Consider the following 23,682-nt stretch of genomic DNA (forward strand, 5'->3'; position numbering starts at 1 on the left):
ACCCCCAGAGCGCGCAGCTCCATCTCGATCCGGCGCAGCAACAAGGTCTTGCCGGTGGAGTGCGCACCGGTCACGCCGATACGCACAGGCGTCTTCACCACAGCGTTGGATCCTCTTCTGATTGGGGGGCACCGGGCAGGCCGGCAGGCACGCCCGCGGCAGCGAGCTGCTCCCACGTCGGGAAGTGCTCGGCCAGGGCCACCAGCAGCAGCGCGGTGGCGTAGGCGTCATAGCGCGCCCGGTGCCGCTGGTCCGGTACGTGGCTGAGGTCGGGCTTGAAGTGGCCGATCAGGGCATCAAGGCGGTACGAGGCAAGGCCCGGCCACGCGACCCGGGCCAGGCGCAGGGTGTCCAGGACGCCGGCAGGCTGCCAGCCGGGCAGGTGCGCGGACAGCACCCGGTAGTCCACGTGCGCGTTGTGAGCGGCGATCCACGCGCCGCCGAGCTTTCCGCGCACCTGCCCGGCGATCTCCTGCCAGGAGGGGCAGGAGGCCAGCACCTGGTTCGTCAGACCGTGCACCTGGACCGCGAAGGGCGTGACCGGCCGGGGCGGGCGGATCAGCCAGGCCCCTGCCGTACTCACGTCCGGCGCGCCCCCGACGACGGGCAGCACGGCGACCTCCACCAGATCAGGCGGGTTGGCCCCGTTGCCTTCGACATCGACGACGAGCAGGGGCGGCCAGGTGCTGAAGTTCATGACGCGGTAGGTCCGTTCTCCGCCTCCCAGCCGATGGGCGCCCGGCCGTGCTGGCGGTAGTGGTGGGGCTTGCTGCGGTCATGGCACTGGAACCCGTAGCCGTGCTGGAGGTAGTAGCGCGGCGGCTCGTCCAGGCCCTCCACGATGATGGCCCGCTCATCGACCTCGACCCGGCCGGTCGCGCCGAGCTCGCGCGCCGCCGCGGTCACTTCCTCAAGGTCCGGCCGCACCCACGCGCCCCGGCAGCGCTCCACCTGCGCAGGTGGGCAGATGTCGCACAGCTCCTGGATGCCGAAGTGGCCGTTGTAGTCGGCCTCCGCGTGCGCGTAGGCCACCGCGCAGCTCGTCTTGCGGAACAGGGCACCCCACGGGGCCTCGGCATGTTGCGGCCGGTGGAAGTAGTACAGGATGCGCCGCTCTGCGACCTCCGGCATGATCTTGCGGCGCGCGGTGTCCTCGTACGGCACCGGCAGCCCGTGCGCGGCGTAGTAGTCGGCGATTTCCTGCCGGAAGAACAGGCCCGTGAACACCGTGGCGTGCGCGTGCGCGGACAGCTCCCGAGCGCGCTGCAGGTGGGCCTGCGAATCGTTCAGACCCGGCACGATCGGCCGCCAGTACAGCACCGTGCGGTACCGCTCGGCGTGCTCGTACAGCGTGCGCAGGCTGCCCGCGGCAATCTCGGAGTCCACCGGCTCGATCGCAGGGTGGTCGATGCCGGAGTGCGTGACCAGGACCGTCAACCGCAGGTTGCGGAAGGAGTTGAGGACGGCGCAGTCCTCGGCGTCCACGCGCCACCGGGTGATGATCAGCACGTGATTGGTCAGGCCCTGGTCGTCCAGGGCGCGCAGCACCGCGAACAGGTGCGGCTTGACGACCGGCAGCATCGGGTCCGTGGCCCTGTTCAGGAGCTGGATCGGCGTCTTGTGCGGCCGGAAGTACCGGTGGCCGGTCAGCGCGGTGACAGCGTCCTCGTCGCTCATCAGCCGCCGCGGCACCTTCATCTCGAAGTTGTCGAACAGGTGCCGGACGCAGTATCCGCAGTCCAACGGGCAGCCGACGATCCAGTTCAGCGACAGCCCGGACTTGCGGTACTCGATCACGTCCGCGAGGGACGGCCGCAACCCGGCGATCTGCTCACCGGTCAGCAGCGGGAGCGGTCGCCGGGCGTGCGGGGCAGGTGTGTACATGGCACCTCCAAGGCAGGGGGGATGGTCAGGTCGTGGCTGCGCGCTGGTGCGGGATGAGCAGGGCGCGGCGGCCGGCCCCGAACCAGATGCCGAAGTCCCGGCACGCCGCGGCCGGGTGGTCGGAGGTGTGGACGAGGTTGCGGACAAGCCGCTGCTCGGCAATGGCGCGCGTAAGCGAGTCCTCGCCGAGATCGCCGCGGATTGTGCCGGCCGCGGCCACCGTGGGGTCGAAGTGGCCCAGTTGGTCGCGCATCCAGCTGTGGACACCGCGGCGGCCGTACGCGAGCGCCACCACCACCGTGCGGCCGGCGTACTCCGCGTCCAGGCACGCCGGGATGTCCCGGCCGGGGAACCAGTCGCGGTCCACGAGCAGGTCCCAGTAGTGCACGTGGATCTGCCACGGCTGCACCTTCACCGTCATCCGGGCGATGATCTCCACGCTTGGCGCGGCCAGCCGGCCGAGGACGTCGTCGACCAGGCCGCGGTCCACGGCGTCGGGCTTGCACAAGATCACCGACCAGCGTTCCCAGTCCACGCCGTCCACGACCGCGCCGCTCTGGCGCGGCTTGCCATTCACCGGACGCCCTCGGGCCCGGCGCACGCCGCCCAGCGGTGCCCCACCAGCCAGCGCAGCCCCGGCTCCAAAGCGGCCAGCACACCGGCGTCGACGAGGCCGACCTGGTCGTGCGTGATCTGCCGATGCACCTCGAACAGCAGCAGTACTTGCTGCCAGTACGGGTCCAGGTCGAGCGAGGCGATGTCATCGACGCTGTAGGCGGCCTGATTCGTCCGAAGAGCCAGCTCGTGCTCCAGGACCTGGGCAATGGTGTCCGGCCCCGTTGTCGCCGGCATCGGCGGGAACGGGAAGGCGGAGGGAGCCGGCCGTGCGGCCACTTCGGCCATGATCCGTCCGACATCGTCGGCGTTGACGTCGTTGACGTGCGCCGACCCCATGTAGTGGGTGTACGTGCCCAGCTCCAAGCCGAGCTGCACCGCCGCGTACTCCTGGATCACCGTGAACGAGAAGACGTCGCTGACCAGCCCGCGGTACAGGTCATTCGCGCGCATCGAGCAGACCATGTGCAGCCGCCCGTCGCGTGGCAGGAAATGCAGCCCCGCCAGGCACGGCATGTCCGGGTTGGCCTCGATTCCGGCCAGGTCCCCCGGGTGGAACACTGGGACGAAGGCTCGTTTGCTGTCCGGCTCGCGCCGCAGCAGCTCCAGGACACGGTCGAACGCCGCCGTCTCCTCACCAGGGGCCGGGGCGAAGATGCGGTGGCCGTAGGCCGAGCCGTCGATGGTGAGGCCGTCTCGCGAACTGGTCGCCAGCCGCGGCGCGTAGTGTCCGATCATTGCGAGATCCGTGCGGCCGGCCAGGTACCACAGGGCCTCGGCCCATTGGAACACCGGGTTGGCCTTCCGCTCCGCCAGGTAGAGGAGCCTCTGCCGCGGGTCCGTCAGTCGGAAGGCCACGCCGATCACCTCGTTCGCGGCATTTCCGCGCGGCGAGACGCGGAACTGGTGCGCGTCGGTGGCCAACCGCAGTAACTCCACGTAGGCCGCCTCAAAGCTCGCGAAGCTGACAGGCGCCAGCGCCTGAGCTTGCCCGGGCCGGTTCGGAAGCGGTTCCATACAACCTCCTGGAGGGGACGAGATAGCAGGCCCTGCCTGTCGGGGCGGCCCGATGGGCATAGGAGTGGCCGAAGCGGATAACGGCGCGGTCGCCGTGCGCACCGGTCACGGGGCCGGCATCACGGAGAACACCAGCAGCGTGTCGGTTGCGGAGACGTAGACCGGCGGGTGCCCGGTCAGCTCCACCAGGCGGGCGCCCACGCCGACCTGGCGGAGGTTGACGATCCGGTAGGCCTGACCGTCCAGGCACACCCACTGCCGCAGATGGAGAGCCGTGGGGCCCCGTGGCTCGGGGTTGACCAGGTACGAGCCGTCGGACAGGGCCCAGCCTCTTGGCTGCTGGCCGGTCTGCACGTGCTGATTTCCTTCCTGACGGAACGTGGGGGACCGTGTCCGGCACGCGTCGCCGGCGCGGTCGGCGCCCTTCCCCGGTGCGGCCGGCCCTTCCCCCGGCCGCCGGGCGCTGGTGGCGGCGTGGGGAGACAGGGCGGGGGTCAGGCGGGCAGGGCGATGTCCATGAAGTGCGGCAGGTGGTCGGACAGGGTGAAGCCGGTGCTGAACGGGTGGGTGAAGACCTGCCGCACGTCCAGCCCGGCGACCAGGGCGTAGTCCAGGGCCCAGGGCACCCGTTCGGTCGGGAAGAAGTGCCCCACGGTGGGCTGACGGGGCAGGCCGAGGAGGTCGTGCGGGTCGCGCCAGCCGCTGTTCAGCAGAGCTCGTACGGCGCGCCGGTCGACGGCGCCGAACGAACCGTCGTTCAACACCAGTCGGTAGCGGCTGTGGAGGTTCGTCGGTACGGCGGTCCACGACACCGGTTCACGGTCGGGGGTGTTCAGGTCGCCGAGGAGGACCGCCCGTGGCGGGAACTTGGGGGACTGGCCGGCGTAGTCGGTCATCCACCGGGCCTCGCCGAGCCTGGCGCCCGGATCGAACGGGTTGAGGTGGGTGGCCAGCACCACGAAGTCACCGCCTTCGTCGGCCACGCCCGCAGGCCGGAACACCGCGCGGATCAGGGCGTGGTGGAAGGCTTCTTCGGCGCGCCGCACCGGCTCACCCACAAGGCGCACCTTCTCGGAGTTGAACATCAGCGCTGTGGCGTTCACGCCCTGCCCGGTGGCGGAGCGGGCCAGCATCGCTGTCTTCAGCCCGGTGGCGTCCTCGGCCAGGTGCAGCAGCCGATCGTCCTGTTCGTGCCAGCGCGCGGCCTCCGGCAGGCACAGCACGTCTGGCGCGTACGCGCTGATCAGCGTGAGCTGATCCAGCAGGCGGTCGCTGTTACCGTCGTCGAGGCCGCCGAGCAGCAGGTTCCACGTCATGCAGCGCACCGTGTTCTCCGACGGCGCGGGAACAGTCATGTTGATCCAGGTCACGGATGGTTCCCCTTTCACGGGGTTCGGGTGGTGGCCGGGGTGAGGACTTCACGCAGAATGGTCAGGTCGAATCGGCCCAGGACCAGGGCGCGTGATCGGAGACGGCCTTCACGTCCTCGTCGTCGACGACCTCCAGCGGCGCCAGCGCGTCGGCCACATGCGCCGTCGCGTAAGGGTGGTCGATACGGATGCGGCGGCCCTGGCCGGTGCGCCACCGGGGATTCGATCTCGACCATGAGCTGTTCGCTGATGCCGCTCTGGCGGGCGGGTGCGGGACTCGGTCATTGCTCGTGTGCTGCGGGGTCCCAGGGATCGTCCACCTGCCACGTGTGGCCGCCACCGTGGGACTCGTACTCGGAACAAGCCGCGTTCTGCTCGGGGTCGGTGGCGGGGCAGTCAGGCAGGACGAGGACGATCTCGGGGCCGGCGTTCTCATTCCATCGGGTCCACGCGCTGGTCGCCTCGGCGGTGTCCACGATGAACCCGTAGTGGTCGCCAGTCGGATGTGCCTGGAGGGTGCAGCGCACGTTCCGAATCTCGGTCGGATCGATTACCGGGCGGCTGGCGTACCGCACTGCGGTCATGGCGACGCTGGTGGGTATGGTGACCAGCTCTCCGCAGATGGGCGGCCGGCCGGCGTCGGGATCGGTGGGCTGCTTGTCGGCCGAGCTGCGAATTTCCTCGGTGGTGATACTTGCCATCGCGGTGAATCGGTCCCTCGAATCGGTATTCCGGTGGAGCCCGGCCTCGGCTGATGGAACGTCAGCCAGGTGGGGCCGGGAGTCATTCAGCGCTGCCCGGCCGCCGGAGCGCGTCGGCGGCCGGGCGCGAACCGGTCCCCGGGGACCGGTTGGGCCCACCCCGGCCCTGCCACGGGGGGAGGCAAGTGGCCGGGGTGGGGGTCTCATCTGACGGTGACGTCGAGCGCCAGGGCGATCACCATGCAGACCGCGGCCACCATGCAGACCATGTGCTCGGTGCGCTCGTTCACAGCGGCCCTGCCTTGACGACGTGCAGGTGGCGGCCGTCCTCGCCGTGCAGCGTGGCCAGCCAGCACCGGCGGCAGGCGTGCGACTGGTAGCCGGCGCCGCTGGCCGCGGCGAACTCCTCCACGACCACCGCGTCGCGGGTCGGCGTACCGCAGTACCGGCACACCGTGAGCGGGCCGAGCCGGGCGGCGTCCTCCAGCGGCCCCGCAACGAACTCGATCGCCGCGCGCAGCAGGTCAGGATCGGTGAACAGCCGGCCGGGGATCGGTGGCCGCAGCCACCGGGTGCCGTCGTGATAGCCGCCCAGGCCGGGCATCACGAGAAGAGCGCCAGGCCCGTGCCAGGTGATGGCCGCAGCACCAGCGTCGGGCCAGGACGCGCCGCCACCGGGCGGCAGCGGCCACGTCAGCAGCCGCAGCGCGGGATCCTCCATGACCGGCCCGCCCTGCTCGCCCAGGACGTCCACGACGAGTCCGCCCCACACCGACGGCACGGACACCGCGGTCCACGACCGATCGACCTTCATCTGTGCGAGCGGGACACCACCCGGCGGCAGATACGGGGCCGTCATGACGCAGCCTCCAGCACGGACCACACCCGCTTGCCGCCCGGCAGCATGTCCACGCCCCACGCGAACGACATCGCCTCGACCAGCAGCAGCCCCCGCCCGGACACCCCGTCCGGTGTCGGCGGCTGGACCTGCGGCCGGGTGGGATCCCGGTCCAGGACAGCAAGGTGGACCCGCCCAGTGGGCAGCCGGTGCACGGTGATCCGCATACCCTCACCGGTCGCATGCCTGACCGCGTTGGACACCAGCTCACTGACCACCAGCGTCGCCGGATCGGCCAGCTGCGACAGCTCCCAGGCATCCAGAGCAGTGCTGACCAGGCGACGGGCAGCGGTCGCGGCGCCCGGGACGCGCTCGAAGTTCTCGGCGTACACAGCCGGCACACTCGGCGGGGCCAGATGAGATGCCAACCGGACCCTACGCACGGCTGTCCCCCTCCAGGGCGGTCCACCTGGCCAGCAGCGAAGCCAGAAGCGCCGGAGTGCACAGCGTGCCGGCGCCATCAGGAGGCACCACCCACCACGGGCCGTCCTCGGCCAGCTCGCACCTGTCCGGAGCCGGCACCAACACCAAAGCGACCTGCGGCACCACCACCGTGCCGCGCACCCGCCACACCCGCGAAGCGCTCGTGGGCAGCAGCACCGTGTACCCGGCCTCGGGCCCGAACTCGTTGAGCCGGTAGAACACCGGCCCGTCCAGGACAGCCGCCAGAGCGGGCGCTGACTGCCCCGGGTCGGGCTTGCAGACTGCACCGTGGATCAGGTCGGCCCTGACGATGACCGCGGTGAACAGCGTGCTCGGCCGGAGCCAAGCCGCCCCCGAGGTGGCCCACTGTGCGCGGGTCTGCGAGCTGGACGGCGTGGCTGATGTCAGCCACTCAGCGACGTCGTGGCGTCGCGCCTGCGGTGTTCGCTCTGCCCCGGGGGCATGAGCCGATCGCACGGACGGTCGGGCTCTGTCCTTCATGGGAAGCTCCAGTGACACGGTCGATCACGCTTAGACCGTGACGCTACGAGCAGCAGAACAGCCCCAACAGGCACGCCCCGTAGCCATTTGCGTTGCCCAACAGCCATAGGGGCTACGGAACATGCACCTTCATGGTGTGTCGAAGAAAGCCGCTAGAGCACGATGCCGGTTCGTCACTCGGCCGCTCATATGCTGGATCTGCTGAAAGATGGATGTAGCCATCTGCTGATGCCTCAACCAAGCCGGCGTCTCGGCGCGCAGCCGCTCCAGGATGCCCGTTGCCTCGTCCCTGTGCTTGAGCATCACGTGGGCCTGGGCCACGTCCAGGAGGTGCCGTCGCATGAACACCGTATCCCCGGCGCCCTCGACCCGTTCTGCCAGGCGCAGCACCCGCTCCGGGCGCTCGGCGACGAGCTGGTTCTCGATGTGCTGGAAAACCACCGTGCGCCAGTCGAAGCGCCCCCAGCTCGACGGCGCGACGGCGGTCTTCCCGGCGAGCGCGGCACTGGCCGTGCGGCCCAAGGTCAGCATCTCGCGAGCCTCCCGCACCCGATTGTTCCTCGATGCCGCTGCGCTCGCGTGAACCAGGAGCTTCCCCCACGCGCCGAGGTCCTTCCGAGACGCCCGGGAGATCCGCGGCTCGACGGCTTCGGCTGTGCTGATGCTGACCGCCTCCGCCTCGTCGAGGCGCCCCTGACGCATCAGCAGCCAGCCCTGCTGGTAGACGGCGCTCGCAACCGCATCAAAGGCGCCAGCGGTCAGGGCGTCATTGGTGGCGTCCCGCAGCGCCACGTGCGCCAGATCGTAAGCACGGACCTGTGTCAGGTAGCGGCCGGCCATTTGCAGGACGTCGGAGCGGATCCGAAGGGCCTGCGTGTGGTCGGAGCCCGCACTGAAGTGCGCGACGGCGACGTGGGCGGACGACACGAGTGGCGGCAGCAGCTCGGCAACCTGGGCGTAATCATCGGTGTGATACGCCAGCGCGACCGTGCCTGCGGTCTCGCCCAGGCGCACGAGATCCGGCTCCGGGTCGAGGCTGGACTGCGCCGCGACGGGGCCAAGCGCTCCGACCGGCGGGGTGATGACCTGCCGGAACGACAGCAAGTCGATCTTGTCGGCGTCGCTGCGCCGGACCTGGTGCGGGCCGGCCGACTCCAGCAGAGCAGATGTGCGCACGTTCAGGGCGCGCGCCAACGCATGGTAGGTCTCCAACCGGCCTGTGCCTCCACGCTCGAGTTTCTTGATCACACCAACGCTGAGACCGGCTCGTTCGGCAAGGGCTTCTTGGGTGAATCCGCGGCGCACGCGGGTCGCCCGAAGGCGCTCCCCGGGGACCGAGCCCACCTCGTACATGGGGTATGGCATGCTGGCTCCGTTCTGACCTCGACACTCAGAACGCTACTCCGGACTGTGCCTCCGTGGCTCCCGAGCTCACGGAGGCACGTCCTGAGGGCCTGCCGGTGCCGCACCCTACGGTGCGAGCTGTGCCCTGTTCGCTCCGGACTCGCGCCCGTCGCGCCCCACCGCATCCACCGAGGTGAACGACCGGATCCGCCGTCTCATGGACCGGCCCAACGGCGACGAGCGTGCCCAGGAACACCCAGCTTCTCGCGCTGCAAGCGGAAGCTACCGCTGCGCGCACTGACTGGGACACGCGGCCTGACTCCCCTCGGCATCCCCAGCGTCCGTGCCCGGCGCGGCCTAGGAACACCGCTGAAACAAGGCCGTTCCAGCTTCAGGATTCGAGAGAGCCATCCATCTACGCAGTGCCGGCTTCCTGCTGCGGTTCGTCCGGGCCCGGCTCCGGGTCGTGATCCGCCGGGCATGGCGGCTCGTCGTCGCCAGCCATCGACGCCGTCCGGCAGTCCACGCGGTGGATCGCGTCCCGCAGGCTCGCGCCGCCGTTCGGCCGGACCTCGTGCGCGACGACGCCCATCATGCGCTCGATGGTGTCCAGCCGCTCCATCACTCCCGGCCGCGCCTCGACTCCGGGCCGGCCGGGGACGCCCAGCCAGTCGTCGATGAACTCGTCCACGCGGTGCGCAATCTGCCGCAGCCGCCGAAGCCGCCGCCACCGGTTGGCGACCACGCCGAGCACCGTCACGATCGCGGTCGCCCACATCGCGGCGGCATCCAGCGCCCCCACCCCGGTGCTCTGGGCGTCGCCCAGGGGCCACATGGCGGTCAGCTCGCGGGGGCGGCGGCCATCGCCAGCACCGTGGAGATGGGGAACGCGCCCGGGTCACCGTGGTCGTTCTCCGGCACATGACAGTGCCCGGCGACACCCTGGAAGGCAGTCCAGGCCGCTAGGGACATGCGCGCCGAGGTGGCTCCATAAGCGGCGGGCACGACTCCGGACCGACGAGAATCCGGGCCATAGGCCAACCACAAGGCCGGGGCCACCAGCGGTACACCGTGGTTCGCGTGCAGCCAGCGCAGGAAGTCCGCGACGCCCTGCAGCGCCCAGTGCGGGGCATGCGGCCAGTACACGTAGTCGAGGCCGGCGTGCTTGGTCCCCCACAGGGCACGGTGGGCGTAGTCGCAGGTGCCGCCGAGTTCGAGCTGGGCGACGTTCAGCGTGTTCGTCTGCACTCCGCCGGGCTTGTTGGCCAGGGCGCGGGCGGACACGTCGATGTCGAAGTGCTGCCACCAGATGAGCCGCTGGGCCTTCATGTCCGGCATTGCTGTCAGCGTCGGCGCTACGGCGCCTTGCTCGTAGTCCGGAAGACCCATGGTCTCGGTGGTGTGCAGGACCAGCGTGTTGACCGTCATGTGGTCGCCGGGCCAATCGGCCTGCCACCAGTAGTCCGTGCGGGCCCCCGGGTACCGCTGCGGGCGCGTCATGGCCGCTCACCTCCGTTGACGGGCAGGCACACCGGCCCGCCCCAGCCCTGGTCGTCCTGATAGGCCGACAGGCACCTTGCGGTCGGCGGCGCGACCCCGCCAGCCGCGATCGGCGCCCGGTCCTCCTGCTTCGCGGACTGGCCCACCGCTTTGACCGGCGCCAAGCACGACCCGTCGCCCGACAGGCCGCAGCGGACGTTGACCATGGCGGCTCCAGCCGGCGCGAACAGCCCACCGTCTGACCGCAGTATCACGTTTCCAGTTGGCCCAGGCACGGCCGCGCCGGCTTGGTCGTAGGCGCCCGCAGTCGTGCCGTGCAGGCAGGACCGCACCTGCGTGCAGTCGGTCTGCCCGTTGATGACGTACGGAGTCGCCGTGGACCCCGTGCCGCTGACGGCCGCGTTGTCGCTGGCGAGGTTCGAGTACCCGCACTGATTGTCGCCGCATTCGCATCCGGCCAAGACGACCACCTCTCGGTGTCTCGGCCCGGCCCACAACCAGCAGCTCACCGCAAGTGTAAGCCCCTAGGCGGGGGCTGGTCCGGCTTCAGCCGTACAGCTCCACGATCACCAGGCCCGCGCCGCCGTCCGCCCCGTTCACCGGGTGCCCGAACGACAGGGCGCCGCCCGCACCGCCACCGCGCCCGCGGGGCGCTGTGCCGCCGCCCTCACTGGCCCGCGGTGTTCCGCCCAGGCCGAGTTGGCTGTCGCCGCCGGCTCCGGCCAGGGCTTGCGTACCGGACATCCGGATGGCGCCCCCGGAGTTACCGCCGCCGCTGGTCATCTGGCCCGTACCGCCCGTCGGGCCGACAACACCCGACGTTGCCTCCATGGACGTGCCGGTGCCCATGACGGCCGTGCCTCCCGCACCTCCGGGGGCGAGGAGGAAGCCGCCGAAGCTGCTGTTGCCGCCCTCGCCGCCGGTCTGGTTGCCGACCCCGCCAGTGCCCGGTGCGCCCACCACGATCGTTTCCACCGCGCCGAGCGCGGAGACCTCGATCACGGACATGGACCAGCCTCCGCCGGTGGCGCCGGGGCGGACGATGCATTGGCCGGCGGCGGCGTCCGCGCCCGCCGAACCGCCGCCTGCGCCCTGCACCTGGACGCGGATGCGCGCCAGCCACGGGTAGTCCGCTTTCTTGAACTGGAAGGTGCCGACGTTGTCGTAGACAAGCATCTGCCGAAGTCCCATCGAGCCCGGTCTCAGGCACAGCTCTCCGGCGTCGTCGACCACGAAGTAGTGGGGGCACACACAAACCTTGGACACCAGGGCACCTCACAGCAGTACGCGAGAGCCCGGCCCACAACCAGCGGCTGGCCGCGATTTTAGGCCGGGGTCGCCTGGACGGCCCGCAGATGCACCGTCACCCCTGGTCCGGCCGGCAGGCCCGGGGCCGCCCATACCCGCACTGTGGCCGCCTCGGCGGTGACCTCCTCCACCACGGCCAGGTACGGCCCGTCCGCGACAGGCAGCGCCGAGAGGACAGGCACGTCGGGGAAGGCGACGCGGAACGCCCATACGATGCGGCCGAGGCTGTCGGTTGCCAGCACCGCGGCCGCCGCGGCCGGCTGCCTCGCCCACACCGGCTCCTGCTGCTGCGGCCCCCGTGGGTTCTCGGCCGCGACTCCAGCCGCCGGGCCGGCGCGCCGACGGGTCGTCGACCTCGTACGCCGGTCAACGTCCCGCAAGATGCCGCCCAGCGGGTTGCCGACGATCCGCCGCGCCGCACTGCCACGCAACCCCATCAGCCTGCCTCCGCGCCCGTGACCGCCACCTGTACCTGCACGCTCTCCCCGCCCGGGTCGCCGTCGGTCCCGCCGTCCTCAGTGACCTTCAGGCCGACGATCTTCAACCGCTGGGCGATGTTCCGGCACGTCAGCGTCGTCGTCACGTCCAGGCACCAGCCGGGCACCAGGTCCGGGACGCGGATGGCGGCTTGCGGGTCAATCGTTACCTCCTGGGTGTCGATGAACACCGGCACCGGCATGCTCGTGCTCACCTTGGAGCGCGCGGCCTGGATAGCCGAGTCGTCGGTGAGGATCGACGTCTGCTCCTCGTACCGCTCCAACAGCCCGTAGTACGGGTCGGTGCCTCCGGAGGACCCGAGCACGTCGCCCTTGTCGTCTCCGGCGATGACCCAGCGGGTGGCGAGGCTCGTACCGTCCTCGGCCACGACCAGGCCGTCCGGCATGTCGGCATCGGTCAGCCGGCCCACGCTGACCGTGTGATTCTCCGGCAGGAGGATGATCGTGGACCCGACGGCGGTGTAGTCCAACCCGGTCTCGGCCAGGTCCCGCAGGTGGTCGCCTGTCTGCCCCGCGTCTTGCGTGTAGGCCCGGCCGCCGGTCACCCCGGCCGGGCCGACGACCTGCACCGTGTGCCCGGGGTCGTCCGGCGCGAAGCCGTCCTCGATCAGCCACTGCGCGATCGTCGTCAAGTCCTCGCCGTCGAAGCTGATCGACTGGTGCGGCACCCGGCGGTCCAGCCACCCCAAGACGTCGTGTGCGTTGATCTCCACCTTGCCCAGCGACCACTCGACCTGGGTGATCGGCCCATCCCACACGGGCTTGCCGTCACGCCAGATCAGCAGCCGGTGCCGCCAGGAGCGGACATCGGACAGGCCGCGGCAGCAGCCCACGTCAGGATTGATCACCACCCGGGCCGTACTGACCTCGTCCAGGACGCGGGTCCACTCCACATGAGTCAGTACGTCGGCTGCCGACACGGTCGCACCTGACCGGTCGATGATTGCGGCCGCGTGCCTGCCGCAGCCTGAAACAGACATGAGCCGGGGCTCCTCCCTCTGCTAGAGGTGTTGGCCCGGCCCACAACCAGCGGCAGGCTCAGGTTAAGGGCTGTCCCGTAACTGCTGGTCGCAGTGAGCCGGTACCGACCGCGTGAGCTAGCCGAAGATGAGGTCGACGTCCTTCTCGATGCAGAGTTGCAGGACGACCACCAACTGGCGGGCGTCGTCTATGTGCCGTTGGAGAAGTGGGGCGGTGCTTGCGTCTTGGGGCTGGCCAGCGATCTCCTGCAAGCGGGGCAGGATCGCGGCGCACTGGGTCGGTGTGAGGTCGGGGCCGTCGTCATCGGGATGGTTGAGGAGTGGTTCCAGGGTGGTGAAGACGTCGTTCCAAGGGCGCTGTCCGCCGAAGCCGTGCATCTCCTCCAGCGTGAATCCCTCGGTCTGTGCCAGCCACCGTCGGAACACCCCAAAGCCGGTGTAGGACCAGGAGACGTCCGGGCTGGTGATGTCATCGTCTCCTGGGAACAGATTGAGTCCCACCAGCCCCTCCTCGTTGACCGAGTACACAGGATCGGCCGCAGGAAAGGTCGACGGCAACTGGAATGATCTCGCCGTGGCTGGTGTTATCACGGCGTCGCAATCGTCTTGGGAAGCCCCGTTCACCGGGTTGAGCCCTCAGCAGTTCGGCAAGCCGGAGCCAAGGCAGTCGTGGGCAATACCCTCACGATCGCCGACGGCGGCTATCCGGGCACCGGACTGCTCATCCCACACCGCCGGCAGCGTGACCAGACGGAAAGCAGCCAGAAGATCAGCGTGGTGATTCGATCTCCTGGCAAGCGGAGAGTGAGGAATGCGCTTACGGTAATTGGTGTAGCTCAATTTGCGCACACCCGGCTCGAACAATGTCAGTATCCGCGTCCCGAGACTCCGACCGTGATCACCGCGTCGGCCGCCGGGGGGTTGGCGACATCCGATTCGATGCACAGGCAGTACTGCTCGCAGTCCAGCACGGCGAAGCTGGGCGGGGCGCCGTCGTGACCGTACACGTCCGGGCTGGACTCGCAGGTGCCGGCGCACTCGACGGTGGCCCGGCCGACCTGCCCGTCCAGGGTCACCGCCCCGCCGGCCGGTACGTACTTCACGACGTACACCGAGTGCGGGTCGCACCGGTTCGTGCTGGCGATCTCCTCGCACGATAGTGCCGCCTGCTTGTCCTCGTGCTCGTAGAAGGTGAGCACGAGGTTGCGCAGGTCGCTGCTACCGGCCCGGATCGTGATGATTGGCGCGTCGGAGGACCACAGCGGTCGGTGCGTCAGGTCGATCGCGTGACAGTCCCGTTCGACGGCCAGCGGCAAGCAGAAGCATGTGTCGAGGGTCTGCACGGTGGGCGGCGTCGGAGGGCGGCACGAGGGGTCGGCGCAGGCCGTTGCGGGGTCCGGGCAGTCCGCCAGTCGGCACCCGCCCACACACCCCGGGTCTGTGTCGTGCAGGCACCACGTCACGCAGGTATCCGAGGAATCCGCCGGTGGCGGGACCTCGAGGACCGGCATCGTGTCGGTGTAGAGCCACGGCACGGCCGCGGTGATGACGAACTCCACGGTCAGGATGTCGGCACCGATCTGGCAGGCGCCGGCAGAGCAGCCGTCGCCGGTGCGGGCGGTGACGCTCGGCCCGAATGCGAGCGCCGCCCGGCGCAGGGTGCGCCGGTGCGCGGCGTTGAAGTCGGCGGCCGTCATGGTTTGGCCGGGGCAGCAGTTGTACAGCGTCAGGCAGCTGCCGTCGCGGTTGCCCTGCGTACGGCCGGCCAGGGCCTCGCTCAGCCAGTGCAGCCCGTAGTCGACCGCGCAGCATGTCGCGCCGAGCAGGATGCCGGTGACGGTGATGGTGCGCGGCTGCACCCGAGCCGGGCCGATGGATGCGCCGCCGCTGACTGCCGCGGTGGTCGACCGCCGCACCGGGTAGTCGTTCAGGCCGTCGACGCTGAGGACCATCAGCCCGGCGAAGTCCGCGGACTCCGGGACGTCCGGGTCGTACCAGGGGGCCGGGTCGGACACCGGGTCGTCGTACGGCGGGTCCCCGACCAGGTCGGCGGTGAACGTCGGGCAGTCGCACGCCGAGGACGACGTGAGCGGTGAGCCGACTGACTCCAGGTACGCCTCCAGGCGGGCGTGGTTGGCGATCTCCACGCCGTTCATCGACAAGTACCAGTTCAAGGCCATCTACCTATAGCCACCCTCCTGCCGTGGCGAGTCGCGAGACGACGCGGTGCGCGGTCACGTGGCCGTCGCCGACCTCGTGGATCGTGAAGTGGTTGACGATCTGCGGCCCCACGGCCCGCTGCCCGCCGTTGCGACCAGGCATCGTGTTCAGCAGCGCCGTCAACCCGGACTGCTCGGCGAGCTGGACGGCGCGCTGAGGTCGCGTCAGCGGGATGATCACCTCGGGGCCCGCCTCACCCGCCAGGAGCTGGGTGGGGCCGAACACCATGCCGCCGTTGGCGAAGCCGGGCAGCAGATTACGGACGGCGGACGGCAGCCCGGACCTGATCTTGCTGGCGATCTGGCTGCCGATGTCGCCGATCGCGCGGGCGACCACCCCGGGCAGGCCGGAGAAGACGCGGGCAATCGCGGAGATGAGGCGAGCCGCAGCGCGGCTCGCGGCCCCTGTCGCCGAGGAGATCGCGCTGCTGATCCGGGAGCCTAGCCCGGAAAGGGCCGACCCAACGCTACGGGGCAGGCCAGACAGATACGACACGACCTGGGCGGTCAGTGTCGACGCTGCCTCGAGCGCCGCCGACCCGGCCGACCGGAAAACGCTGGCGATCCGGCCGGGCAGGACAGCGATCGCCCCGGCGATCCGGCCCGGCAGCGCGGCGAAGAACTCCGCGGCCTGGCCGATGAACCGGGTCGTCGCCGTGAGCGCCGCGGTGAACCCGCGGGAGAACGCCAACGCGATGATCGAGCCGAGCGACACCAGGGCGTTCGTGATGTCCCCGGGCAGTCGGAAGAACAGGAACACCAAGCCGGCCAAGGCGGCCAGGACACCGATCACCGCGAACGCGATCGCCGAGGTGAAGGCACTCAGCAGCAGGCCGGGCAGCGCGACCAGGCCGGCGACGATCCGGCCCGGCAGCGCCACGAAGAAATCCACGACGACCTGCAGACCGACACTCACCGCGGTGGCCGCCGCGGACATCGCCGCGGTGAAGGCACCGGCGATCGCGGAGCCGAGCGCGGTCAGCCCGGTCACCACCAGCCCGGGCAAGGCTTGGATGCCGTACAGAACCGCGGTCAGCCCGGTGGCCAGACCGGCCAGCACCGACACCAGCCCGGACACCAGTGGGACGACGGTGCTGATCCCCAGCCAGGCCGCGAACGCGGCCGCGATCTGGAGGATCGGCGCCTCGATCCGCAGCAGCAACGACACCAGCGGCACCATGGCCGCGACCAGATCAGCGAAGGGCGGCAGGAGCGGCACGAGCGACATCACGAGCGCGTTGAAGAGGTCGACCAGCGGCGGCAGCACCGGCAGCAGGCTGGCCAGGATCAGCCCGACGAACGGAGCCAGCGCCGCGACGACGTCCGACAGCGCCCCGCCGACGCCGTGCAGCAGCGGCACCAGGGACTGCGTCGCCGAGGCCAGACCGTCCCCCAGGGCCGCCGCTACCTGAGTGAGGACCGGTACCAGCGGCAGCAGCCCATCTGCCAGGTCGGCCGCGAACTCCACCAGCGGAGTCAGCAGCGGAACCAGGGTCCGCATCGCCCCGCCGAGGAAGACGGCCAGGAGTCGGCCGACCTGCGTGATCACCGGGGCCAGTACCACCCCGAGAAGCTGCACCAGTGGGGCGACCGCCGTGACCACCTGGGAGAACGCGGGCAGCAGCGAGCCGGTCAGCACCGGCACGAGCTGAAGCAGAGGCGGCAGCAGCGCGGCGAGCGCGTCGGCGATGCTCTGCCCGAGCTGGGCCGCGATCGGGGCGAGCGCGGACGCGAACGCCCCCAGACCCGTCATGAGCTGCGGCAGCAGCGGTACGAGCGTCTCGGTCAGCGCGTCGACCACCGGACCGATAGCCGCCGCCAGGACCTTCAGCGCGCCGCCCAGGGCGATGTTGGCGAGTGCCGACAGCTCGGTCAGCAGCGGCAGCAGCGGCTGCAGTGCCGTACGGATCGAGCTGAGGACCGCGGCCAGTCCCGCGAGCTGCCCGCCGCCAGACGCCTGGAGGGCATTGAAAACGTCGGTGGCGATCCCGCCAACCTGAGACAGGACGGCGGAGAGCCGCTGGAAGACCGACAGCGCGCCGGAGACCCACGAGACGGCCTGGCCCCCGATGGCGATCTGCTGGAGGAACGAGCCCACCCGGGTACCGATCGTGGCGATCAGCGACCCGAGCTGCCCGCCGAAGGTCTGGGCGATGATCCCGCCGAGCTGGAGGAACCCGGAGACGACCGGCGTGATCGCCGTGGCCAGGCCCCGGGTGGCGTCCTGCGTGCCGGCGAGGACCTGCCGGATCGACGTGATCACCGTCGCCGACCTCAGCACACCCGCGATGGACAGGCCGACCGCCGCGAACTGGCCGGCGATGCCGGTCAGGCCACTGCGCAGAGTCCCGTTCAGGGCGTCCGCGACGGCCGTGATCTGCCCCGCGAGAGGGGCGAACAGGGCGTCCTGGACGCTGTTGCGCAGGGAGTCGAAGGCGGGCTTGAGCGCCCGGACTTCCTTGGCGGCGGCCTGGGCCTTGGGCGACAGGTCGGCCAGGGCCTTGGTGAAAGCCTTCGGGTCGTCCCCGAGGGCCGCCGTGAATGCGTCCGAGACGCCGAGCAGCCCCAGCCGCAATGCGCCAAGTGCGGCCTGCGTGCCGAGGATCGCCGCGGGCAGGGCGGCGAGGATGCCGGCGGCCGGGGCCAGCGCCGTCGCCAGCGACGCGATGTTGCTGGCCGCCGACAGCGCCCCCGCGCCGATCGCGCCCAACTTCAGGACCTTGCCGAGAGCCCCGCCGACGCCGCCCGCGAAGGACAGCAGAGTGCGCAGCGAGCGGGTAAAGGCGTTGGTGTCGGCGGTGACCGACACCGACAGCGTCGGCAGGTGGTGCGCCCGCAGCCGCGCGTCGAATCCCGTGAGATCGGGGGCGACCGGGATGCTGATGCTGCCGATTCCGCGCAGCCCCGCCAGAAGCTGGGCGTCAAAGCGGGCCAGGTCCGGCGAGACCGGGAGGTTGATGCTGCCCAGGCGGGACAGACCCGCCAGCAGCTCGGCCTCGAACCGCCGCAGGTCCGGGGAGACCTGGACCCGGATGCGGACGGTGCGCAGCTGCCGTTCGATGCTGCGGCCGAGGCCGTCGATCTGGCCGTTGATCGCCGCGGCGATCCGGTCGCCGAGCGCGCGGGCCTCGGCGGGAATGCCGGAGTCGTCGAGCTCGATCCGGATCCGTGCCGAACCGTCGACGTCGTCGGCCACCGGGCATCTCCACGTGTGACGTGGTGGATGCCCGGCCCACAACCAGCGGCAGCCCGGCCTTCACGGCCGGGCGGTATGCCCAGGTTAGCGGCCCGTCTGGCGCATGGCAGCAAGCTCGGCGTCCTCCGCGGCGACCTGGGCGAGCAGCGCGGAGGCAGGCAGGCCGCCCAAGGGCGGACGACGGACGGCAGCCCTGTGGCCAGCGGGCGGGGCGTAGAGCTGGGCGCGGATACGGGCGCGCTCCGCGTCGTCCTCAGCCGCCTGGTACATCGCCACCTCGGCCGCGTTGAGCAGGCGCCTCAGCGTCCACGTACGGGGGTCGATGCCCTCGAGCGCGAGGACCCCGTCCCAGGTGTCCCAGCCCGCGGCGATGTGGTCGCAGAGGCGGGCGACGACGTAGGAGGGCGCTGGCCGTCATTACCCCCGTAGATCTCCATCGCCCACTCCAGCAGCTGCATGACGATCCGGTTCGGCAGCGGCGTGCTCTCGAACCGGGCCACGGAGCCCGGCAGCATCAGCGAGCCGAGGAAGGCGCGCACGGCGCCGATGGCCTCACGCAGATCACTGGTCTCGATCGAGCCCAGGTCCCCGCCGGCGAGCTGCAGGCCGCTGTAGCGCTCCTTCAGCGCATCGTAGGCGTCCAAGAACTCGTCGCCGTCGACTTCGGGGCGGAACTCGAAGGCCAGTTCGTCGCCGATCTCGGCGACGTGCGGCTCGGTGTGCAGGGAGAAGCGTTTCGTGGCCATGCGGCATCTCCACGTATGGCGTGGTGGATGCTCGGCCCACAACCAGCAGCACGGCAAGAGTATCGCCATCAGGTCAGGTGATCCGGCACGAGTTTGTGGTCATTTCCGATAGCTTTCTGACATGTATGTGCAGATAGATCCGGGGCGGGCTTGGGACAGGCTGAGGGGCAGCCGAGCCAACCCGCCAGGGCGGGCAACCCGCGGAGCCCGAGCCAAGACTTACTCCACCTCGTTGGAGCAGGCCCAGCAAATGTTCCACGCTGCTGAGGGAGCGGGACCTCAGACCCGGGCTCTGCTGATCTTCTACGGGTTGAGCCAGGCTGGGCGGGCGATCGCCGCAGCGGCCGTCGACCTCAAGGACCAGGCGTCGTGGAACCTGAACGGACACGGCATCCACGCCTCCGGATTCGGCAAGACATTCGCGGAGATCGAACTGCGGACGGAAACCTCTGGCAACGCCGGGAGCTTCGTGCGGCTCAGCGAGTTGCTGCAATCTCCCATCTGGCCCAAGAGCACCGTGATCCGGCTCGGAGACGTGTGGGACACCCTCCCGCTTGACATGCCGTACCCACTGACGAAGGGCGACCGTACGCCGCCCCTGCACGCCAGCCCCAGCGTCAGCGAAGCCGCTCACCCGCTGCTCACCGCGTACGTGGAGGGGTTCCCGGACCACGTCGTAAAGGCAGGCACGCGGATCGCGCTCGACGAGTTCCTGACGGCGTACCTCGGAACAGTCGGGTACGACAGCTACGTCAGAAGCGGGATGGGCAGCGAACCCCCTGATTTCGAACGCCTCGGCCCAGATAGCAGCGCACTGTTCATGAACTGGAGCATGGGCTGCGCAGACGGGTTGGGCGCGCTTGGCTCGGAGAGGATGCAGCGGCTCCACTCCATGACCCGTGGCTACGCCGGGTACAGGTTCTTCTTCCCCACGATTAAAGGACTCGTGCGCGACCTCCACCCGCTCATGGCTTGGTGGGCCGTGCTCTACACGCTGTCCATGCTGACCCGCTACCAGCCCGCGCAGTGGGCCGGCCACATCAACATCGACGCCGCGGCGGAGGCTATCCTCATCGAGAAGCTCCTCGCCTTGGCCATGGAACAACTGCCGGCCCTGATTGTGGACACGATCGACGAGGTCGCGGCCTGGCCGAAGGATGACGCGGCCCAAGACGATCGATAGCCGAGATTGCCTGGCGCCAGCCCCGGCCGCAGTCGGCGCCACACCTGGAACTGGGGAGATTCGCCCGGAAGGACGTACACGTCGTTCGAGGCCCGCCACCTGCCGCTCGGCCGATCGGCATGCCCGCTGAACTGCGTTGGGACGGGTTGCGTCAGAATGGCCCCGCGTCTCGTTCGCCGCACGTCTTCCACCGGCGTTGCGGTCTCAGCAGAGGGAGTGGAATGTCCGCAGCACCGCAGAGCAGCCTCGAAAAGCTGCTGGCACGGCTCATCGACCGCAAGCCCATGCGATCCGAGGCCACGCTGCAGGCGGACGTCAGGCAACTACTACTTGAGGGCGACCTGAATCTTGACGAGAATGACCTCAGCGTCGACCTGGAGGCCCAGGTTGGTGACGGTCGGCGGATAGACATCGAGATTGGCTTCACGGCCATCGAGACGAAGAAGGACCTCCGCAGCGCCAAGATCCTCAAGGACGCGGAGAAGCAGCTCGAAGGGTACGTGCGCACCCGTACCGACCAGGTCGGCCAGCGGTACGTCGGTATCCTCACTGACGGTGCTGACTGGCGTGCCTACAGCCTCACTGGCGACAAGCTGGTCTTGGTCAGCCGTTTCGAGGCCAAACAGCGCACAGCGCCGACCGACCTGCTGATCTGGCTTGAGGGCGTTCTTGCGACTTCGGAAGGCATCAAGCCGACCCCTGAGGTCATCGAGGGCCGCTTGGGCGCTGGAAGCGTGTCTCACCGGCTCGACTACGCCACGTTGGGGGCGCTGTACGAGGAACACAAAGATCGCCCCACGGTGAAGCTCAAGCGTGATCTGTGGGCGCGTCTGCTGCGTAGCGCGCTGGGCGCCCAGTTCGAGGACTCCGACGAGCTGTTCATCGAGCACACGCTGCTGGTCAACACCGCGGGGATCATCGCCCATTCGGTCTTGGGCTATGAGGTCCGGAACATCCCTCCAGCTACCCTCGTCCTCGGCCAGCTCTTCGAGCAGTCTCAGATCTACGGAGTGGTCGAGTCCGACTTCTTCGGCTGGCTGATAGAGGTCCCAGGCGGTGACGACTTCGTCCGTCTGGCGGCCCGCCGACTGTCCCGCTTCGACTGGTCAAGCGTCGAGCACGACGTGCTCAAGGTGCTTTACGAGTCGGTGATCGCGCCGGAGACGCGGAAGAAGCAGGGCGAGTACTACACGCCGGACTGGCTGGCCGAGAAGATGGTGTCTGATGTTGTGACCGATCCGCTGAACCAGCGGGTTCTCGACCCGTCTTGCGGCTCCGGTACGTTTCTCTTCCACGCCGTACGCCGCTTTTTAGACGCCGCCGAGGCAGACGGTCGACCGCTGGGGCAAGCTCTTGATGAGGTGAGCGACCACGTTGCCGGGATTGACCTTCATCCGGTGGCGGTGTCTCTGGCTCGAGTCACCTATCTACTTGCCGTCGGCAATGAGCGTCTGCTGTCCCCAGAGCGCCGTCAGATAAGAGTCCCGGTCTACCTCGGCGACAGCGTCCAGTGGCAGCAGCGGACCGACTTGTTCGACCACGGTCACCTGGTGATCCGTACGGGCACCGGCGACACGCTCTACGAGCGCGAGTTGCGATTCTCCGAGCACCTGCTGAAGGACGCCTGGCGTTTCGACCGCTTGGTCAACGATCTCGCTGACCGTGCCGCGAATCCCAGTCGCCAGGCGGGGAGCAAGCCATCGTTGTCGAGTCTGTTCAACGTGCTCGCCATCGAGAAGGACGATCAGGAACAGATCACCGCGGCCTTCGCACTCCTATGCGACCTCGTCGATGAGGGGCGCAATCACATCTGGTCGTACTACGTCCGCAACCTCGCCCGCCCCATGTGGCTGTCTATGACAGAGCATCGTGTAGATATCCTGATCGGCAACCCGCCGTGGCTTTCGTACCGGCATATGCCCACTGACATGCAGGACCTCTTCAAGGAGATGAGCCAGTCCCGGAACCTGTGGCGGGGCGACGAGGTAGCAACTCACCAAGACCTTTCAGGTCTTTTTATCGCACGAGCCGTGCAGCAGTACCTCAGAGTGGGCGGCGGCTTCGCATTCGTCGTGCCGAACCCGGTCCTGGACCGACCGTACTGGAAGGGTTTCCGGGCTGGCGAGTATCCGGACCCTAACGAGCCTGTGCGGGTCCACTTCACTGGCTCATGGGATCTGCGACGGCTAAGGCCACACTTTTTCCCGCGTGGCAGCGCGGTGATCTTCGGGCAGAGGATCTCGGCGGCGGTCGGCGACTCTGCCCTCGACAATGTCGCGGTTCCCCTCCCTAAGGCTACCCAGCGGTGGACCGGGAAGATCTCGCCGACGGCTCACGACTGGGCGCAGGTCCAGGAGTGGGTGACGCGGGGGACCGCCGAGCTGCGGTATGTGGGCGAGGATTTGATCTCGTCGCCGTACAGGACACGATTCTGGCAGGGCGCGACCATTGTGCCGCGTGTGCTTTTCTTCGTTGAGCAACAGGAAGCCGGGCCGTTGGGACTCGGCGGGGGGCGTGTCCGCGTCCGATCCCAGCGCAGCAGCACCGAGAAGCCTCCGTGGAAGGATCTTCCGGCTCTGGAAGGTGTGGTGGAGGCGCAGTTCGTCCGACCAGTTCTGCTCGGTGAGAGCGTACTGCCTTATCGGCTCCTTGCCCCACGCAAGGCGGTCCTGCCCATCGAGGGCAGCACGACACTTCTCCACGGCGAGCACGAGCACATCGACCGCTATCCGGATCTCGCGAGGTGGTGGCGCGGAGCGGAAGAGCTCTGGATAGCGCATCGGAGCAGTGAGCGGCTGACGCTCCTTGACCAGCTTGAGTTCCGCCGGAAGATGTCCATGCAGCTTCCTGGAACTTCATTGCGTGTCGTGTACGGTAAGGCCGGGATGCATGTTTCGGCTGCGCTGGTGGACGATTCGAGCGCTGTCATCGACCACAAGCTATATTGGGGAACGGTGTCGAGTCGCCAAGAGGGCATGTACCTTTGTGCCATCCTCAACGCCCCGGCGCTGACCGAAATCGTGCGCCCATTGATGTCGTATGGCAAGGACGAAAGGGACATTGATAAGGCTGTATGGCAGCTTCCCATTCCTCAGTTCGACGTAGCCAATGTCAATCATCAACGTCTCGCCGAAATCGGCGCGGCGGAGTCTCAGCGCATTGCGGCCTTGGAGCTGGACGAGACTAAGAACTTCGTCAAATTGCGGCAAATAATCCGCTCGGTCATCATGGATTCGCCGGACGCTGAAGAAATCGACCAGTTGGTCCGTCTGCTGCTGGAATAATAGCCCGGTTGGGGCT

General features: G+C 69.1%; 24 protein-coding genes and 1 pseudogene. 3 read left to right on the top strand and 22 right to left on the bottom strand.

Features of this window, described 5'->3' with window-relative positions:
* Positions 1–94: 94 nt before the first annotated feature.
* The 18 genes from K7G61_RS12675 to K7G61_RS12760 all read right to left on the bottom strand — a co-directional run bounded on the left by K7G61_RS12675 (position 95) and on the right by K7G61_RS12760 (position 13,539).
* Positions 95–697 carry a 3'-5' exonuclease gene (locus K7G61_RS12675; protein ID WP_225846867.1) on the bottom strand — a complete coding sequence of 201 codons (603 nt, stop codon included), beginning with the start codon at positions 695–697 and terminating at the stop codon, positions 95–97.
* Positions 694–1,884, bottom strand: a complete 1,191-nt coding sequence (locus tag K7G61_RS12680; RefSeq protein WP_225846868.1) for a radical SAM protein — start codon at positions 1,882–1,884, stop codon at positions 694–696. The genes K7G61_RS12675 and K7G61_RS12680 overlap by 4 nt, the downstream gene beginning before the upstream one ends.
* A 25-nt stretch (positions 1,885–1,909) precedes the next feature.
* Entirely contained in the window at positions 1,910–2,461 is a 552-nt protein-coding gene (locus K7G61_RS12685; protein WP_225846869.1) for a nucleoside-diphosphate kinase, read from the bottom strand.
* Positions 2,458–3,516: a thymidylate synthase gene (locus tag K7G61_RS12690; protein WP_225846870.1), complete on the bottom strand. Its 1,059-nt coding sequence runs from the start codon at positions 3,514–3,516 to the stop codon at positions 2,458–2,460. Before K7G61_RS12690 ends, K7G61_RS12685 begins: the two co-directional genes overlap by 4 nt.
* Positions 3,517–3,621: 105 nt before the next feature.
* Positions 3,622–3,870, bottom strand: coding sequence for a hypothetical protein (locus K7G61_RS12695; protein ID WP_225846871.1), 249 nt, complete (start codon positions 3,868–3,870; stop codon positions 3,622–3,624).
* A 140-nt stretch (positions 3,871–4,010) separates the two neighbouring features.
* Positions 4,011–4,886: an endonuclease/exonuclease/phosphatase family protein gene (locus K7G61_RS12700; RefSeq protein ID WP_225846872.1), complete on the bottom strand. Its 876-nt coding sequence runs from the start codon at positions 4,884–4,886 to the stop codon at positions 4,011–4,013.
* 281 nt (positions 4,887–5,167) lie between these two features.
* Complete coding sequence (locus K7G61_RS12705; protein WP_225846873.1) at positions 5,168–5,587, bottom strand: hypothetical protein; 420 nt, start codon at positions 5,585–5,587, stop codon at positions 5,168–5,170.
* 286 nt (positions 5,588–5,873) lie between these two features.
* Entirely contained in the window at positions 5,874–6,446 is a 573-nt protein-coding gene (locus tag K7G61_RS12710) for a hypothetical protein (protein ID WP_225846874.1), read from the bottom strand.
* The gene (locus tag K7G61_RS12715) at positions 6,443–6,817 is read right to left on the bottom strand and encodes an ATP-binding protein (protein WP_225846875.1); all 375 of its coding nucleotides are present in this window, start codon (positions 6,815–6,817) and stop codon (positions 6,443–6,445) included. The genes K7G61_RS12710 and K7G61_RS12715 overlap by 4 nt, the downstream gene beginning before the upstream one ends.
* Before the next feature lie 43 nt (positions 6,818–6,860).
* Complete coding sequence (locus tag K7G61_RS12720; RefSeq protein WP_225846876.1) at positions 6,861–7,130, bottom strand: LarC family nickel insertion protein; 270 nt, start codon at positions 7,128–7,130, stop codon at positions 6,861–6,863.
* A 408-nt stretch (positions 7,131–7,538) separates the two neighbouring features.
* A complete protein-coding gene (locus K7G61_RS12725; RefSeq protein ID WP_225846877.1) occupies positions 7,539–8,762 on the bottom strand; it encodes a helix-turn-helix domain-containing protein in 1,224 nt (407 codons plus the stop codon).
* Between the two features lie 406 nt (positions 8,763–9,168).
* Entirely contained in the window at positions 9,169–9,588 is a 420-nt protein-coding gene (locus tag K7G61_RS12730; RefSeq protein WP_225846878.1) for a hypothetical protein, read from the bottom strand.
* Between the two features lie 5 nt (positions 9,589–9,593).
* A complete protein-coding gene (locus tag K7G61_RS12735; protein WP_225846879.1) occupies positions 9,594–10,253 on the bottom strand; it encodes a hypothetical protein in 660 nt (219 codons plus the stop codon).
* The gene (locus tag K7G61_RS12740; protein ID WP_225846880.1) at positions 10,250–10,714 is read right to left on the bottom strand and encodes a hypothetical protein; all 465 of its coding nucleotides are present in this window, start codon (positions 10,712–10,714) and stop codon (positions 10,250–10,252) included. The genes K7G61_RS12735 and K7G61_RS12740 overlap by 4 nt, the downstream gene beginning before the upstream one ends.
* Before the next feature lie 85 nt (positions 10,715–10,799).
* Positions 10,800–11,519, bottom strand: coding sequence for a hypothetical protein (locus K7G61_RS12745; RefSeq protein ID WP_225846881.1), 720 nt, complete (start codon positions 11,517–11,519; stop codon positions 10,800–10,802).
* 59 nt (positions 11,520–11,578) lie between these two features.
* Positions 11,579–11,836: a hypothetical protein gene (locus tag K7G61_RS12750; RefSeq protein ID WP_225846882.1), complete on the bottom strand. Its 258-nt coding sequence runs from the start codon at positions 11,834–11,836 to the stop codon at positions 11,579–11,581.
* 161 nt (positions 11,837–11,997) lie between these two features.
* Positions 11,998–12,978, bottom strand: coding sequence for a hypothetical protein (locus K7G61_RS12755; RefSeq protein WP_225846883.1), 981 nt, complete (start codon positions 12,976–12,978; stop codon positions 11,998–12,000).
* 177 nt (positions 12,979–13,155) lie between these two features.
* Complete coding sequence (locus K7G61_RS12760; protein ID WP_225846884.1) at positions 13,156–13,539, bottom strand: hypothetical protein; 384 nt, start codon at positions 13,537–13,539, stop codon at positions 13,156–13,158.
* A 147-nt stretch (positions 13,540–13,686) separates the two neighbouring features.
* On the opposite strand from K7G61_RS12760, the pseudogene K7G61_RS12765 reads away from it, so the two are divergent.
* Positions 13,687–13,794, top strand: a pseudogene (locus K7G61_RS12765) (IS5/IS1182 family transposase); the annotation flags it as partial.
* A 110-nt stretch (positions 13,795–13,904) separates the two neighbouring features.
* Here K7G61_RS12765 and K7G61_RS12770 read toward each other — a convergent pair.
* The 4 genes from K7G61_RS12770 to K7G61_RS12785 all read right to left on the bottom strand — a co-directional run bounded on the left by K7G61_RS12770 (position 13,905) and on the right by K7G61_RS12785 (position 19,199).
* The gene (locus K7G61_RS12770; protein ID WP_225846885.1) at positions 13,905–15,218 is read right to left on the bottom strand and encodes a hypothetical protein; all 1,314 of its coding nucleotides are present in this window, start codon (positions 15,216–15,218) and stop codon (positions 13,905–13,907) included.
* Between the two features lie 4 nt (positions 15,219–15,222).
* Positions 15,223–18,453 carry a hypothetical protein gene (locus K7G61_RS12775; RefSeq protein ID WP_225846886.1) on the bottom strand — a complete coding sequence of 1,077 codons (3,231 nt, stop codon included), beginning with the start codon at positions 18,451–18,453 and terminating at the stop codon, positions 15,223–15,225.
* A gap of 84 nt (positions 18,454–18,537) precedes the next feature.
* Positions 18,538–18,723: a hypothetical protein gene (locus tag K7G61_RS12780; protein WP_225846887.1), complete on the bottom strand. Its 186-nt coding sequence runs from the start codon at positions 18,721–18,723 to the stop codon at positions 18,538–18,540.
* Positions 18,724–18,752: 29 nt separating this feature from the next.
* On the bottom strand, positions 18,753–19,199 hold the full coding sequence (locus K7G61_RS12785; protein WP_225846888.1) for a hypothetical protein: 447 nt from the start codon (positions 19,197–19,199) through the stop codon (positions 18,753–18,755).
* Positions 19,200–19,320: 121 nt separating this feature from the next.
* Between K7G61_RS12785 and K7G61_RS12790 the strand changes: the two genes are divergently transcribed.
* Together K7G61_RS12790 and K7G61_RS12795 are read left to right on the top strand one after the other, a co-directional pair.
* Positions 19,321–20,382, top strand: coding sequence for a YaaC family protein (locus K7G61_RS12790; protein ID WP_374204121.1), 1,062 nt, complete (start codon positions 19,321–19,323; stop codon positions 20,380–20,382).
* A gap of 221 nt (positions 20,383–20,603) precedes the next feature.
* Entirely contained in the window at positions 20,604–23,666 is a 3,063-nt protein-coding gene (locus tag K7G61_RS12795) for an N-6 DNA methylase (RefSeq protein WP_225846890.1), read from the top strand.
* The last annotated feature ends 16 nt before the right edge of the window (positions 23,667–23,682 follow it).

Origin of the sequence: Streptomyces sp. HPF1205 (genome assembly GCF_020400825.1) — a bacterium.
GTDB lineage: Bacteria > Actinomycetota > Actinomycetes > Streptomycetales > Streptomycetaceae > Actinacidiphila.